This window comes from Streptomyces dengpaensis (genome assembly GCF_002946835.1).
Taxonomy (GTDB): Bacteria; Actinomycetota; Actinomycetes; order Streptomycetales; family Streptomycetaceae; genus Streptomyces; species Streptomyces dengpaensis.
Window position 1 is genome coordinate 1,332,870 of sequence record NZ_CP026652.1, and the last position, 14,592, is coordinate 1,347,461.

Below are 14,592 nucleotides of genomic sequence, written 5' to 3' on the forward strand. Positions count from 1 at the left end.
GCCCGGCAGCCTACCTGCGCGGCGGTTTGATGGGATGTCCGGATGAGCGAGGTTGAGGAGCTGGCCGGGCTGGTGGACGGGCTGCGCCGGGACAGGCGCCGCGGCCCCTACGCCGGGCACGGCGAATACCTGGATGCGGCCTGGGCCGTCCACGAAGCGGCCGAGCGGCTGCTGGACGGCGGGCTGGCGGACCAGGCGGCGCCGAAACTGCGCACCGCGGTGGACCGGGTGGCGAAGGCGTTGATGTACCTGGATGACTCCGGCGGCACTGTGGGCGACGCGTTGCGTGCGTTGACGGTCCTCTACGCCAAGGCCGTCTGTGCTGCGCCGCCGAGGCGTCCGCAGACGTTGGCCACGTGGATCGACAAGACCACGTTCGACGGGCCCGGCTGGCCCGACCTCCAACTGGCGGATTTCGCTGCCGGCCTCGGGCCGGTCGGACTGGCGCACCTCGCTGACCTGGTCGAGGACCGGGCGTCCGGCCTTACGGATGAGGACCGGTACGGGGCCGCTTCGCACATTCAGGATCTGCGTGAACAGCTGGCCGCGAACGTCGGCGACACGGACTGGTACATCGGTGTGGTGGCGCGCGACCTGCGCACCCCGGGCCAGTATCTGAAGATCACCGAGGCGCTGCGGGACGCTGCCCGCACCGAGGAGGCGACCGTCTGGGCGCGCCGCGGTCTGGCCGCCCACCCCACCAGCCCTTACCTGCCGCCGCTGCGCGATGCCCTGGTGGACCTGCTCACACGGGCGGGCAACGAAGAGGAGGCACTCGCCGTGCGCCGCGCGGCCTTCGAGCGCACCCCCGTACACGCGGTCTTCCATCCGCTGCAGGCCACCGCCACCCGCATCGGAAGTCCACAGACCATTCAGTGGGCGCTCGGCCTGCTGCGCGAACGGCTGCCGGCCAACCCCGCCGGCGCCCGGGAACTGATCTTGTGCCTGCAAGAGACCGGACAGCACGATGACGCCTGGCAGGTAGCCGTCGACCACCTTGACGACCTGGGTAAGTACCTGCTCCAGGACCTGATCGAACAACGGCGCACGACGCACCCGGCCGACGTGACCGGCCCCTACCGGCGCTTGATCGCCGGGTATCTGGCGGAGACCGGCAATAAGTACCGCTACCAGTACGCGGTACGCCACCTCAAGGCGCTGCGTGCGCTCCACCAACAGCTCGGCACCCCAGGCGAGTTCGCCGACTACCTGCACGCCCTGCGTGCCGAGCACATTTGGCGTCAGGCGACCAGGCATGGCGCGACTATCACCGGCTGAGTGACGAGCGGCAGCGCGGCCGGGCCCGTGCCTGGCTGGCCGACCAGGGCTACTGCCCACGACTGCCTTAGGAAGCCGAACCGGCCGGCCCACGGCTCCCTGACGCCTCCCCGGCCCCGCTCCTGAACTGAAGCGAACACCTCGGATGCGCCAGTGCGCTGGTTGTGCTCCCGCACCCCAACGGGCACCCCAGCCACAGGCGAAGCCATCCCGGACGAGACGCGCGGCCGCACCCGCTCTCCGTCCAGGGCCGACCGAGCCCGACCGGCGGCCTCGTACGCGGGAGGTGAGACGAATGGCGGGGCGAACTCTCGCTCTCGAACCGATCAAAGCGTCGGGCGATCCGGCATGCTGGCCACCTGGGCGAGTGAGACCGCCCGGCCCTCACCCGGCTCCGAACCCGGTGCGCCTGACGGGCTGCGCTTCGCGTTCTACGGCCGGGTGTCCACCGAGGACCATCAGGATCCGGAGACATCCCGGGGTTGGCAGCTGCTCCGCGCACAGGCGATCACCTCCGGGTACGGGCGGGTGACGGCCGAGTTCTTCGACGTCGGGCATAGCCGCGTCCTGCCCTGGACCCGCCGTCCGCGGGCCGCCGCGCTCGTGGCCGCCCTGGCCGATCCCGACCGCGGCTTCGACGCCATCGTCATCGGCTCCAGCGAGCGCGCCTTCTACGGCAACCAATTCGCCGCACTGGCGCCCTTGTTCGAGCACTACCGGATACCGGTGTGGATCCCAGAGCTGGGCGGACCCTTCGACCCCAAGATCCTCGCCCAGGAAGTGCTGATGGTCCTGCTGGGCATCCTCTCCAAGCGCGAGATCGCCCGCACCCGCATCCGGGTACGCACTGCCATGACCATCCAAGCCCGCGACCAGGGCCGCTACCTCGGCGGACGCCCACCGTACGGATATCGGCTGGTGGATGCCGGCCCGCACCCCAACCGGGCCCTGGCCCGCCGCGGTGTCCGCCTCCAGCGCCTCGACCCCCACCCCGAGTACGCCCCCATTGTGAAATGGATCTTCGCCCAGCGTCTGGCCGGACACAGCACGTCCCGCATCGCCCGCGCCCTGAACGACGCGGACATCCCCTGCCCGTCCGCCGCCGACCCTCAGCGCAACCCGCACCGCACCCACCGCCAGTGGACCCTCACCACCGTGCGCGCGATCTTGAGCAACCCCCGCTACACCGGCCGCCAGGTCTGGAACCGCCAGCGCACCGACCACGACCTGATCGACCCCGCCAACACCACACTCGGCCACCGCGACGTCATGCGCTGGAACACCCCGAACGACTGGATCATCTCCGCCCGACCCGCGCACCCGGCGCTGGTCAGCGAAGCCGACTTCATCACCGTCCAACACCTCCGCACCCACCGGGAAACCACACCCGGGCGCACCTATCTCCTGGCAGGGCTGTTGTGCTGCGGCATCTGCGGCCGACGCATGGAATCCCACTGGACCCACCACCGCACCGGCTACCGCTGCCGCCACGGCCACACCAGCGCCACCCGCCCCGACCCAGACCGCACCCCCAACACCTACCTACGCGAAGACCGAGCCCTGCCGCACCTGCCCGCCCTGTTCCTCCGCCTCACTGGCCACGCGGAGTCGTTTACGTCGGATCCGGTCAGCAGAGAGTCCGTGCAGCCCACCGTTGCCCAGGCGATCGCCTACCTTCGCAGCCAAGAGATCTCCCTGACCTACGACCCCGCGGCCAGGACCCTGACCGCGGACACACACCAGGCAGAGAGGATCACCATCAGCTAACTCGAAGTCCAGTGAACAGCCGCTGAAGAAAGGAGCCAGGCCGAAGGTACCGAAACCACGAACACCCGCCCCGGCCGGGAGCCGGAAGCGGGTGCCGATGTCCCCTGCCCAAAATCAGGGCACCGTGGGGCAACTCTGTTCTGTGTCCGAGGGGGGACTTGAACCCCCACGCCCGATAAAGGGCACTAGCACCTCAAGCTAGCGCGTCTGCCATTCCGCCACCCGGACCAGGTGTCTGTCGCCTGACCGGGGGTGTTCCCCACGGCGACATGGACAACAATACCAAGGTTTCGGAGTGCCTTTCACCTGCGTATCCGGGGCGCCGGAGCGGATGCGCGGGTCGGGCAGGGGGTGCGCCTGGAGTCTCACCATGGGTGACTAGGTGACTACCTGGGGCTCCGCGGGAGGGCGGCCGCCGAGGGCGCTCGGGATTGCGCGGTGGGCAGCGCGCAGGGCACACGGCGCGGGCTCGCCGGACTCGACGATCTGCTGCCGGTCGCTCCCGCCGACCCGCGCGAGCCGCTCGTACGACATGGCGAGCCGCTGACGCGGGCCGTGGAGCGAACGGTCCCCGCGGTGGCGTACCGCGCCTTCGCCCTGCGACCCGACCGGCAGGGCATCGAACAGCCGGACCACCGATGAACCTGGGCAACCGGTGAAGCCGGAGGGCTGGGCGGCGGCCGACCGGGCGGCGTCCCGCCAAGGACGCCGCCCGCCCGACCTCACGTCACGGCATGAGGTGATAGTCCGGGAAGTTGCCCGGCAACCGCTCCCCCGCCGGTCCCTGCGTCACGGCACGCACCAGCAGCTCCCCGCCCACGAACGCGCCGCGCCACGACGCGCCGAAGCCGCCGAAGAGCTCGTCGCGGTCGCCCCGGGAGCGCGGCTTGCCGTGGCCGACCTTGAAGGCACGGATCTGTGGTGCCAGGCGGTCGTACGTCGACTTGTCGTCCGTCGACAGCGTGGCGACCAGCGCGCCGTTCGACGCGTTCATGGCGGCGAGCAGCTCGGCCTCGGTGTCGACCAGGACGATGGTGTCGACCGGGCCGAAGGGCTCCGCGTGGTGCAGCGGTGAGGACGGGGGCGGGTTGAGGATCGTGACGGGCTGGAGGTACGCCGATGTGTCCTGGCCGGGCAGGAAGCGCGCGTCGGACAGCTTGCCTCGGTGCAGCGGGACGGCACCCCGGTCGATGGCCTCGGCGACCTGGTCGTGGAGTTCCTTGGCCTTGGCCGCGTTGATCACCGGGCCGAAGTCCAGGGCGGGGTACGGGTCGTCGGGGTGCTCGACCGCGAGCGGGTGACCGATGCGCAGGGTGCGGACCGCTGGGAGGTAGGCCGCCAGGAACTCGTCGAACAGGGCCCGCTGGACGACGAAGCGCGGGTAGGCCGTGCAGCGCTGCTTGCCGTAGTCGAAGAGCTTGGGGATGACCGCGGTCAGCGCGTCCCAGTCCGTGTAGTTCCAGATGCCCCAGGTATTGAGGCCCTCCTGTTCCAGTACGTGTCGCTTGCCCAGGTCGGCGACGGCGGTGGCCACCGCGGCACCCGTGTCGCGGCCGCCGACGAAGGAGACGCAGCCGATCTCGGGCGCCCTGACGAGCGCCTCGGACAGCTCGCGTCCGCTGCCGCTGACGAGGGTGACGGGGATCCCTTCGCGCGCGGCGAGCGCGCCGGCCAGGGTCAGACAGGCGACGCCGCCGTCGGTCGGGGTCTTGGCGATGACCGCGTTGCCTGCCAATGCCTGTACCAGCATTGCGTGAACGAGCACGCTCATCGGGTAGTTCCAGCTCGCGATGTTGGACACGGGTCCGTCGAGCGGAGTCCGGCCTTCCACCATGGGCTCGATGCCGTCGACGTACCAGCGCACTCCGTCGATGGCCCGGTCCACATCGGCCTGGGCGAGCCGCCAGGGCTTGCCGATCTCCCAGACCAGCAGGAGGGCGAGCAGTTCGCGGTGTTCGGTCAGGGCGTCGAGGGTCGCCGCCACGCGGGCCCGGCGCTCCGCGAGTGGCACGTGGCGCCAGGCGCGGTGCTGGTCGAGTGAGGCGCGTACGGCCTGCTGGGCGGTGGCGCCGTCCAGGCGCGGCGGGCCCGCGATGGGGCTGCCGTCGACGGGGCTGGTGGCGGGCAGCGCCCGGCCGTCCGCCCGCCAGGCGGCGCCCCAGAGGTTGAGGACGCGGTCGCCCTGGAACGCCTCGGGCGCGACCTGGAGGCAGCGCTGCCAGGCGTCGGCCCAGGACGTGCCGGACTTCACGACGAGGGTGGTGGGGTTGAGGGTGGTTGCCATTCGGTGTCTCCGCTCTCGGTGCACAGTCGGGGGCGGGGGGCCCGGCTTCTGCCGAACCGCAGGAAGCTCGGGCCCGCGCGAGCAGTTGTCGCGTATGTACGGAGGAATGATGTGAGGCTGCTAGGTCCGTACGGAGGAACGTAGTGAGGCCGCCGCGTCTCTGGCAGTCACCACACATTAACTATGAGTGACGTCACGTTCGGTTTCCAGCTGGTCCAGCACCAGCCGCGCCGTCTCGGTCGGGGTGCCGCCCACGCGCACCCCGACCGCCTCCAGGGCCATCTTCTTCGCCTGGGCGGTGCCCGACGAGCCGGAGACGATGGCGCCCGCATGCCCCATGGTCTTTCCTTCGGGGGCGGTGAATCCGGCGATGTAGCCGACGACGGGCTTGGTGACGTGGTCACGGATGTACGCGGCCGCCCGTTCCTCGGCGTCGCCGCCGATCTCCCCGATGAGAACGATCAGTTCGGTGTCGGGGTCGTCCTGGAAGGCCGCCAGGCAGTCGATGTGGGTGGTGCCGACGACGGGGTCGCCGCCGATGCCGACACAGGTCGAGAAGCCGATGTCCCGCAGCTCGTACATGAGTTGGTACGTGAGGGTGCCGGACTTGGAGACCAGGCCGATGCGTCCGGGCTTCGTGATGTCGGCGGGGATGATGCCCGCGTTCGACTGGCCCGGAGTGATCAGGCCCGGACAGTTGGGGCCGATCATGCGCGTGCCCTTGGTGGCGGCATACGCGCGGAAGGCGACGGAGTCGTGGACCGGGATGCCCTCGGTGATGACGACGGCGAGTCCGATTCCGGCGTCGGCGGCCTCCACAACGGCCGCCTTGGCGAAGGCCGGTGGGACGAAGACGACGCTCACGTCCGCTCCGGTCGCCTCTATGCCTTCGCGCACCGACCCGAAGACGGGAACGGTGATGGGGGTACCTCCCAGGCCCTTGAGGCACTGGGGGACGTCGAAGTCGACGGTCTGGCCCGCCTTGCGGGGGTTGACGCCGCCGACGACGTCCGTGTCGGCCGCGAGCATCCGCCGTGTGTGCTTCATGCCCTCGCCGCCGGTCATGCCCTGGACGAGGACCTTGGACTCCTTGGTGAGAAAGATGGCCATGTCCCGCTCCTTCAGCCGGCGTGGGCGAGTTGGGCGGCACGGCGCGCGGCGCCGTCCATGGTGGTGGCCTGCTGCACCAGGGGGTGCGCCCGGTCGTCGAGGATGGCCCGGCCGCGGACGGCGTTGTTGCCGTCGAGGCGGACCACAAGCGGCTTGGTCAGCTGGACGGCGTCCAGGGCCTGCACAATGCCGTCGGCGACCGCGTCGCAGGCGGTGATCCCGCCGAAGACATTGACGAAGACGGACTTCACGTCCGGGTCGGCGAGGATGACGGACAGGCCGTCGGCCATGATCTGGGCGGAGGCTCCGCCGCCGATGTCGAGGAAGTTCGCCGGGCGGGCGCCGCAGCCCGCGACCACGTCGAGGGTCGACATGACCAGGCCCGCGCCGTTGCCGATGACGCCGACCGCGCCGTCCAGCTTGACGTAGTTGAGGCCCTTGGCGGCGGCCGCCGCCTCCAGTGGATCACCGTGCTCGGCATCCTGCTCTCCCCAACGCGCCTGCCGGAAGCGGGCGTTGTCGTCGAGGGTGACCTTGCCGTCCAGAGCCAGGATCTGCCCCCGGGCCGTACGAACAAGGGGGTTCACCTCGACGAGGACGGCGTCCTCGCGGGTCAGCACCTGCCAGAGCCGTACGAGCACGTCGACCGTCTGCGGTGGCAGCCCCGCGGCCTCGGCGATCTCGGTCGCCTTCGCCGAGGTGACACCCTGCGCCGGGTCGACGGGGATACGCGCCACGGCCTCCGGCCTGCTCGTCGCCACCTCCTCGATCTCCATGCCCCCTTCGGCGGAGGCGATCGCGATGAAGCGTCCGGCCGCGCGGTCGAGGACGCACGAGATGTAGAACTCGCTCTCGATGTCCACAGGTTGGGCCAGCATCACCGTGCGGACCGTGTGGCCCTTGATGTCCATGCCGAGGATCTGGCGCGCCGTCAGTTCGGCGGCCGCCGGGTCCGCGGCGAGCTTCACCCCGCCCGCCTTGCCGCGCCCGCCGGTCTTCACCTGGGCTTTTACGACGACGCGACCACCGAGCCGGCGGGCGATCTCCCGCGCCCCCTTGGGCGAGTCCGTCACCTCGGCCCGCGGCACCAAGATGCCGTATTCCTGGAAGAGACCCCGTGCTTGATGCTCATACAGGTCCGTCATGAGGCTCCCGTCTTAAAAGTGCTGCACGCCCCCTGGACATCACCCATCGGATGCGGGATAACAATCTTCATACAGTATCCGTCGACTGTATGCAATGTGCCGCACATCGCCCACGACCTGCGACGCCAGGGCGCTGGAAGCCACGGACAAGTGAGGTGACCTGTGACGACGAAGGCTCTCGAAGGCATCCGCGTCCTGGATATGACGCACGTGCAGTCCGGTCCCTCGGCGACCCAACTGCTGGCCTGGCTGGGCGCCGATGTCATCAAGCTGGAGGCGCCGACCGGTGATATCACCCGCAAGCAGCTGCGCGACCTCCCGGACGTCGACTCCCTCTACTTCACGATGCTCAACAGCAACAAGCGCAGCATCACCCTCAACACCAAGACCGACCGCGGCCAGCAGATCCTCACGGAACTGATCCGCCGCAGCGACGTCATGGTCGAGAACTTCGGACCCGGGGCCATCGACCGCATGGGCTTCACCTGGGACCGCATCCGCGAGATCAACCCCCAGATCGTCTACGCCTCCATCAAGGGCTTCGGGGAAGGCCCCTACACCAACTACAAGGCGTACGAGGTCGTCGCCCAAGCCATGGGCGGATCCATGTCGACCACCGGCTTCGAAGACGGCCCCCCACTCGCGACCGGCGCCCAGATCGGCGACTCCGGCACCGGCATCCACGCCGTCGCGGGCATCCTCGCCGCCCTCTTCCAGCGCACCCACACCGGCCGCGGCCAGCGGGTCAACGTGGCCATGCAGCATGCCGTGCTCAACCTCTGCCGGGTGAAACTGCGCGACCAGCAGCGCCTGGCCCATGGCCCGCTCGCTGAATATCCCAACGAGGACTTCGGCGACGAGGTTCCCCGGTCGGGGAACGCCTCCGGCGGCGGCCAGCCCGGCTGGGCGGTCAGGTGTGCGCCGGGCGGCCCGAACGACTACGTGTACGTCATCGTCCAGCCCGTCGGCTGGAAGCCGATCAGCGAGCTCATCGGCCGGCCCGAACTCGCCGAGGACCCCGAGTGGGCCACCCCCGAAGCCAGGCTGCCCAAGCTGGAGAAGATGTTCCAGATGATCGAGGAGTGGTCGTCGACCCTCCCCAAGCTGCACGTGTTGGAGAGGCTCAACGCCCACAACATCCCCTGCGGCCCGATCCTGTCCACCAAGGAGATCATCGAGGACGCCTCGCTGGTCGCCAACGAGATGATCGTACGGGTGCCGCACCCCGAGCGGGGCGAGTTCGTGACCGTGGGCAGCCCGCTGAAACTCTCCGACTCCCCCGTCGACGTGACCAGTCCGCCGCTGCTCGGCGAGCACAACGAAGAGGTCTACGTCGGCGAACTCGGCCTCGGTGACGAGGAATTCCGGCTCCTCAAGTCGAACGGGGTCATCTGACGTGACGACATCTCCCGAGTTCCGCGAGCGCGGCATCGAGAAGTCGTCGTGGTGTCGCCGGCCGGTGACACCAAGGTCGAGGAGGCCTGTCCATACCTCTTCGGGCAACGGCGTCGTGGCCTACCCGTACACCACGGGGAAGCCGGTCGCGGCGCTCGGCGCCGCCAAGTACCGGTGGGCCTACACCGCAGGACTGTTGGGGGGCGGTCGATGAGCTGAGGGAGTTCGAACCACGGGACTCGCGGCAACCGCTCGCCGCGAGACCCGGCATGGGAAGTACGGACAGGGGGCGCTGGCCAGGCTTCTTCAACACGAGAGGTTCGATCGACATGGCGACAACAGACATCTCCACACCCGTCCCCTATAGGGAGGTGACGGACGCCAACGGCCGGAAGTATCGAATCGGTGAGACCGATATCGACATCATGGGCCGTCCACGCAAGTGGATGGTCATCCTGCCGTGGGTCGGCATGATGGGCATCAGCTCGGCCGAGTACGCATTCGCGTCGGCCGAGGACACCCTGCATATCGCACACGGATGGAACGACGGGCACATCTTCTGGATGCTCGGTGTCTGGGTGTTCTTCCAGGCAGCGGTGGCCTTCCCCGCCGGAAAGCTCAGGGAAAGCGGCAGACTGCCGGCCCGCTGGGCGATGATGCTCGGCGCACTCGGCACTCTGTTCGGATATCTGTCCCTCGCGCTCGCGCCGCATGTGATCGTCGCGTACGTCGGGTTCGGCATGTTCAGCGGTATGGGCGCGGGCATGGTCTACGCGACCTGCGTGAACATGGTCGGCAAGTGGTACCCGGAACGAAAGGGAGGCAAGACCGGCTTCGTCAACGGCGGATTCGCCTACGGTTCCGTGCCGTTCGTCTTCCTCTTCACCAACTACATGGATCTGACGAACTTCCGCTGGGTACTTGTCACGGTCGGTTTCTTCCTGGCCGCGACGGTTGCCGTGGCCGGCTCCTTCTTCAAGGACCCGCCGAAGAACTGGTGGCCGGCCGAGGTCGACCCGCTGCGTCCGCCCAACGACCCCCGTGCCCGGCGGGCGCTGGCCATGAACCCGCCTGCCGTACGGCAGTACACCCCGGGTGAGGCCTGGCGTACCGGGCGGGTAGCGCTGATGTGGTTCTGCCTGCTGTGCACCTCGGGCGTGAACATCTTCGGCATCGCCTTCCAGGTCGACATAGGCGAGGAGGCCGGCTTCGCCGGCGGGATCGTCGCGACGGCCATGTCGATGAAGGCCATCGTCAATGGCACCGGGCGCGGCGTGATCGGCTGGCTGTCGGACCGTTACGGGCGCAAGCGGTGCCTGATCTTCGTCTGCATCGTCCTCGGCCTTTCGCAGTACGGCATCCTGTGGTCCGCCGATATGAAGAACCTCCCGCTGTTCCTGCTCTTCTCCAGCATCTCCGGGTTCGGCGGAGGCGCCATCTTCCCGATGTTCGCGGCGATGACGGCGGACTACTTCGGCGAGAACAACAACGCCTCCAACTACGGCCTGGTCTACAGCTCCAAGCTGGTGTCCGGCCTGCTGGGAGCCGGCATGGGCAAGGTCGTGGTGGACAACTGGGGCCACAACGGGGCGTTCACTCTGGCCGGCTCGATCTCACTGTTCGCCGCGTTCATCGCACTGTTCCTGACACCACCGGGCCGGCCGAAGAAGGGGGTCAAGGCCAACCCGATGCCCATCAGCCGGGAGACGGACTGAGTCCTCGGCCGGGATTGACCGTGCACACCGAAGCGCCCCGGTTTCGCATCGGCGGATACGGCGGGACCGTGGGCTGCTGATCAGCGGGCCGCATATACTCCTGTCGCATTCGCGGTGAATCCACGCAAAAGGGCACGGCCGTCATGCCGGAATGGCTTCTGCCAAAGCCGTTCGGGCGGGGCCGTGCCCTTTTGTGCGCGCGGTCGGGCGGTTACTCGCCGCACTTCTCCCGGAGCGAGTGCAGGTGCTCGCTGGATTTACGGGCGAAGGCGAAGGACTCCTGCGGGTTGTCGTGTTCGGCCTGCCAGTGGTGGTAGGTGCGGCCCCGGTGGGTGCGCTGGGTCACCGACGACAGGAACGTCTTGTAGTCGATGTCGCCGTCACCGACGTCCGTCATCCGGTAGCCGTGCTCGACGGTGTCGTCGCGCACGCCGTCCTTGACGTGGAACAGCGGGTAGCGCTCGGGCTGCTTGAGTACGTAGCGCAGCGGATCGAAGGGAGCGGGGGTGCCGTCCACCCTCTTGCTGAAGCGGAACTGGCCGACGTACGCCCAGTAGATGTCCATCTCCAGGTAGACGAGGTCCGGGTCGGTTTCGGCGAGCAGCACGTCGTACAGGCGGACGCCCGGCCGGTCGGTGGCGAAGGAGAACTCCTCCGAGTGGTTGTGCTGGTAGAACTTCATGCCGCGCGCCTTGGCCGCGGCACCGTAGGTGTTGAACTCCTCCGCGGCCCGCTTCCAGGCGTCGACGGTCGAGCCGTACCGGAAGGGCCCGGACGCGGTGCCGATGTGCTTGAGGCCGAGCGCCTGGGCGTCGTCGAGGACCTTGGTGAGGTTGGTCGCGAAGGTGTACGCGTTGGGGTCGCTGGAGTAGTAGCCGACATGGCTGCCGATGGGGTTGAGTCCGTGGTCGCGGGCCAGCCGCTTCAGCTGGGCGAGCGTGATGGCACCTGCGGAGCCCTGGGTGTAGCCGGCGAACTCGATCTCGTCGTAGTCGTACTTCTGCAGCTCGGCGAAGACGGGTGCGAAGCCGAGGGTGGAGACCTTGTCGCGCAGGCTGTAGAGCTGGATTCCGAGGCGGCCGGGGGGCAGTACAGGACGGCTGTGTCCGTGGCCGTCGCCCTGCGACTCGGTGGCGGCGGCCGGGGTGGCGGCGGCTCCGAGGAACGCGGCCGCCGTGGCACCGGCGGCGACGCCGAGGATGCCGCGTCTGCTGAGGGTGCGGGACAGCTCCGGGTCGGGAGATATGCGGCTCATGACGGGGTGACTCCTGTCTCGATACGGATTGTCAGTGGCGTCTGATTCAGTGGAGTCCAGCGAGTTGGAGCAGCAATGACTTCACATCGGTGGCCGCGACGCGGCCCGTGACTGTGCGGGGGGTGGAGCAGATGATGAGCGGACCGTCGTCGTCGCTCATGGGAAGGCGGCCGTGGCTGCCTCGAATAGGTGAGGGGTCCAGGGGCACGACCGCCATGCGGTAGCGCATGCCGAGCTTCTTGCGGGCCAGAGCCGTGGCCGCCTTCACCTTGACGTAGGGGTCGAGGGGATCCATGAAGAGTTCGACCGGGTCGTAGCCGGGTTTGCGGTGGATCTCGACGAGCTGCGCGAAGTCGGGCGCGCGGGCGTCGTCGAGCCAGTAGTAGTACGTGAACCAGGCGTCCGGCTCCGCGACGGCGACGAGTTCGCCGGAGCGCGGATGGTCGAGGTGATGGGTCTTCTTGCCCTCGTCGTCGAGGAGCCGCTCGATGCCGGGCAGGTCGGCGAGCGCTGCTCTCGTGGCATCCAGGTCCTCTGGACGTCGCACGTAGACATGGGCGATCTGGTGGTCGGCGACCGCGAAGGCGCGGGAGGCCATCGGGTCGAGGTACTCCATGCCGTCCTGCGTGTGCACTTCCAGGAGTCCGGCGCGGCGCAGGGCGCGGTTGATGTCGACGGGGCGGTCCGCGCGCGTGATGCCGTACTCGGAGAGCGCGACGACGGTACGGCCCTCCGCCCTGGCGTCGTCGAGGAGAGGAGCCATGGCCGCGTCGAGGTCCGCGGCCGCCTGGAGGGAGCGCGGGTCGTCGGGGCCGAAGCGCTGCAGGTCGTAGTCGAGGTGAGGGAGGTAGCAGAGGGTCAGGTCCGGCCGCCGGGTGCGGTTGATGTGGCGGGTCGCATCGATGATCCAGCGGCTGGAGACGAGGTCGGCACCGGGACCCCAGAAGTGGAAGAGGGGGAACGTGCCGAGTTTCTCGGTGAGTTCGTCGTGCAGGGCCGGGGGCCTGGTGTAGCAGTCGGGTTCCTTGCGGCCGTCGGCGTAGTAGACGGGACGGGGAGTGACGGTGATGTCGGTGTCGGCGCCCATGGCGTACCACCAGCAGATATTGGCGACCGTGTAGCCGGGGTGCGCGCGCCGGGCGGCGTCCCACAGCTTGTCGCCTGAGACCAGGCCGTTGTGCTGACGCCACAGGAGTACGTCGCCGAGCTCGCGGAAGTACCAGCCGTTGCCGACGATGCCGTGCTGGGAGGGGTGGCTGCCGGTGAGGAAGGTGGACTGGGCGGCGCAGGTGACGGCGGGCAGGACGGTGCCGAGCGGGGCGCGGGAGCCGGACTGGCCTAGGGCCTTGAGGTGCGGCATGTGGTCGAGGAGACGGGGGGTGAGGCCGACGACGTCCAGGACGAGGAGAGGAGTGGGACGGCGGTGCTCGTCGGAGTGCTGCTCGGGCTGAGGTGCTGGTACCGGCGGCTGGGTCACGGCAGCTCCTTCAGGCCGAGGTCCGTCAACAGGTCGCGGGCGAGGGTGAGTTCGGCGGCGATGCCGTCGGCGAGCTGGGTACGGCCGCGGGGGCGCAGCTCGGACGGGAGGGCCTGCCACGTGTAGGTCTCGACCTCCAGGTGGCGGGTGAGCGGATGCGGGCCGCCGATGAGGCGGGTCAGTGCGGCACGGAGTACGGGGAGCGTGGAGGCGAGGGGCGCGGCGGGGGCCGCGTGCAGCGGGACATGGAAGTGGGCGCGCCACGGGGAGGCGTCGGGCAGGGCGTCGCCGGCGAGGGCCTCACCGAGGTCGTCGGTGCCGCGCAGTCCGGCGGCGGTCCGGGTGCGGGTCTGGTGCAGGAAGCGGGGTTCGTCGAAGGCGGCGAGGGCCGTGCGGACTTCGGGGAGATGGGGGTGTTCGGCGTGCAGGGCGGCTGAGAGCTGGGACTTGACGACGGGGACGCGGGCTTGGGTGAGCGCGTCCAGGGCGGTGTGCGGGTCTTCGAAGGAGGTGGCGAGGTGGCAGGTGTCGACGCAGATGCCGATGCGGTCGTGGCCGATCGTGGTGAGCGGGGCGAGGGCGTCGGCGGTGGTCTCCACGGTGCAGCCGGGTTCGGGTTCCAGGCCGACGCGGATGGAGCGGCCGGTGAGTTCGTGGAGGGCGTCGAGGCGTTCGGCGAGCCTGGCCAGTGCGGTGCGGGCTGCCGCCGCCCGCTCATCGGGGTACGCGGTGCGCCAGGCCAGGGGCAGAGTGGAGATGCTGCCTTCGGTGACGTCGTCGGGAAGGAGCTGGGCCAGGACGCGGGCGAGGTCGGTGGTGTGGGTGAGCCGTTCCGGGTCGGCCCAGTCCGGTTTGTAGACGCGGTACTTGACCTCTTCGGCGCCGAAACCTTCATAGGGGAAGCCGTTGAGGGTGACCACTTCGAGGCCGCGGCGGTCGAGTTCCGCGCGCAGGCCGCGCAGCGCCGACGGGTCGGTGACCAGCGCGTGGGCGGCGTCCTTGGCGAGCCACAGGCCGATGCCGAGGCGATCGCGGCCCAGGCGTCGGCGGACGGGTTCGCAGTGGTCGCGGAGCTGGGCGAGGACGCCGTCGAGCGTCTCGGCCGGGTGGACGTTCGTGCAGTAGGCGAGGTGGACGGTGGAGCCGTCCGGGTGGCGGAAGCGCAT

At 69.3% G+C, this 14,592-nt stretch carries 12 protein-coding genes and 1 tRNA gene; 6 read left to right on the forward strand and 7 right to left on the reverse strand.

Annotated elements, in window-relative coordinates; translation table 11 throughout:
• Positions 1-42 precede the first annotated feature (42 nt).
• Positions 43-1,278 (forward strand): tetratricopeptide repeat protein, encoded by a 1,236-nt coding sequence (locus C4B68_RS06045; protein WP_099498391.1) that lies wholly within the window; start codon positions 43-45, stop codon positions 1,276-1,278.
• Positions 1,279-1,626: 348 nt separating this feature from the next.
• Positions 1,627-3,045 carry a recombinase family protein gene (locus C4B68_RS06050; RefSeq protein ID WP_099498392.1) on the forward strand — a complete coding sequence of 473 codons (1,419 nt, stop codon included), beginning with the start codon at positions 1,627-1,629 and terminating at the stop codon, positions 3,043-3,045.
• Positions 3,046-3,188: 143 nt separating this feature from the next.
• Here the strand turns inward: C4B68_RS06050 and C4B68_RS06055 are convergent.
• Positions 3,189-3,273: transfer RNA gene (locus C4B68_RS06055), tRNA-Leu, on the reverse strand.
• Between the two features lie 210 nt (positions 3,274-3,483).
• On the opposite strand from C4B68_RS06055, the gene C4B68_RS06060 reads away from it, so the two are divergent.
• Positions 3,484-3,687, forward strand: a complete 204-nt coding sequence (locus tag C4B68_RS06060; protein ID WP_099498393.1) for a hypothetical protein — start codon at positions 3,484-3,486, stop codon at positions 3,685-3,687.
• An 85-nt stretch (positions 3,688-3,772) separates the two neighbouring features.
• Here C4B68_RS06060 and C4B68_RS06065 read toward each other — a convergent pair whose 3' ends face one another.
• From C4B68_RS06065 to sucC, 3 genes are all read right to left on the reverse strand, one after another.
• A complete protein-coding gene (locus tag C4B68_RS06065) occupies positions 3,773-5,329 on the reverse strand; it encodes an aldehyde dehydrogenase family protein (protein ID WP_099498394.1) in 1,557 nt (518 codons plus the stop codon).
• Positions 5,330-5,506: 177 nt separating this feature from the next.
• A complete protein-coding gene (gene sucD, locus C4B68_RS06070; RefSeq protein ID WP_099498395.1) occupies positions 5,507-6,439 on the reverse strand; it encodes a succinate--CoA ligase subunit alpha in 933 nt (310 codons plus the stop codon).
• Positions 6,440-6,450: 11 nt separating this feature from the next.
• Entirely contained in the window at positions 6,451-7,584 is a 1,134-nt protein-coding gene (gene sucC, locus C4B68_RS06075; protein WP_099498396.1) for an ADP-forming succinate--CoA ligase subunit beta, read from the reverse strand.
• Between the two features lie 162 nt (positions 7,585-7,746).
• On the opposite strand from sucC, the gene frc reads away from it, so the two are divergent.
• The 3 genes from frc (at position 7,747) to C4B68_RS06090 (ending at position 10,694) form a co-directional block, all read left to right on the forward strand.
• Positions 7,747-8,979: a formyl-CoA transferase gene (gene frc / locus C4B68_RS06080; RefSeq protein ID WP_104879961.1), complete on the forward strand. Its 1,233-nt coding sequence runs from the start codon at positions 7,747-7,749 to the stop codon at positions 8,977-8,979.
• A 1-nt stretch (position 8,980) separates the two neighbouring features.
• Positions 8,981-9,193: a hypothetical protein gene (locus C4B68_RS43010; protein ID WP_373682164.1), complete on the forward strand. Its 213-nt coding sequence runs from the start codon at positions 8,981-8,983 to the stop codon at positions 9,191-9,193.
• Positions 9,194-9,308: 115 nt separating this feature from the next.
• Positions 9,309-10,694 (forward strand): OFA family MFS transporter, encoded by a 1,386-nt coding sequence (locus C4B68_RS06090; RefSeq protein ID WP_099498397.1) that lies wholly within the window; start codon positions 9,309-9,311, stop codon positions 10,692-10,694.
• A 211-nt stretch (positions 10,695-10,905) separates the two neighbouring features.
• On the opposite strand, the gene C4B68_RS06095 is transcribed toward C4B68_RS06090, so the two are convergent.
• Genes C4B68_RS06095 through eboE form a run of 3 tightly spaced genes read right to left on the reverse strand, consistent with a single transcriptional unit; the run spans position 10,906 to position 14,592 of the window.
• Complete coding sequence (locus tag C4B68_RS06095; RefSeq protein WP_099498398.1) at positions 10,906-11,949, reverse strand: sugar phosphate isomerase/epimerase family protein; 1,044 nt, start codon at positions 11,947-11,949, stop codon at positions 10,906-10,908.
• Positions 11,950-11,995: 46 nt separating this feature from the next.
• Complete coding sequence (locus C4B68_RS06100) at positions 11,996-13,426, reverse strand: alkaline phosphatase family protein (protein ID WP_099498399.1); 1,431 nt, start codon at positions 13,424-13,426, stop codon at positions 11,996-11,998.
• A complete protein-coding gene (eboE, locus tag C4B68_RS06105) occupies positions 13,423-14,592 on the reverse strand; it encodes a metabolite traffic protein EboE (RefSeq protein ID WP_099498400.1) in 1,170 nt (389 codons plus the stop codon). Before eboE ends, C4B68_RS06100 begins: the two co-directional genes overlap by 4 nt.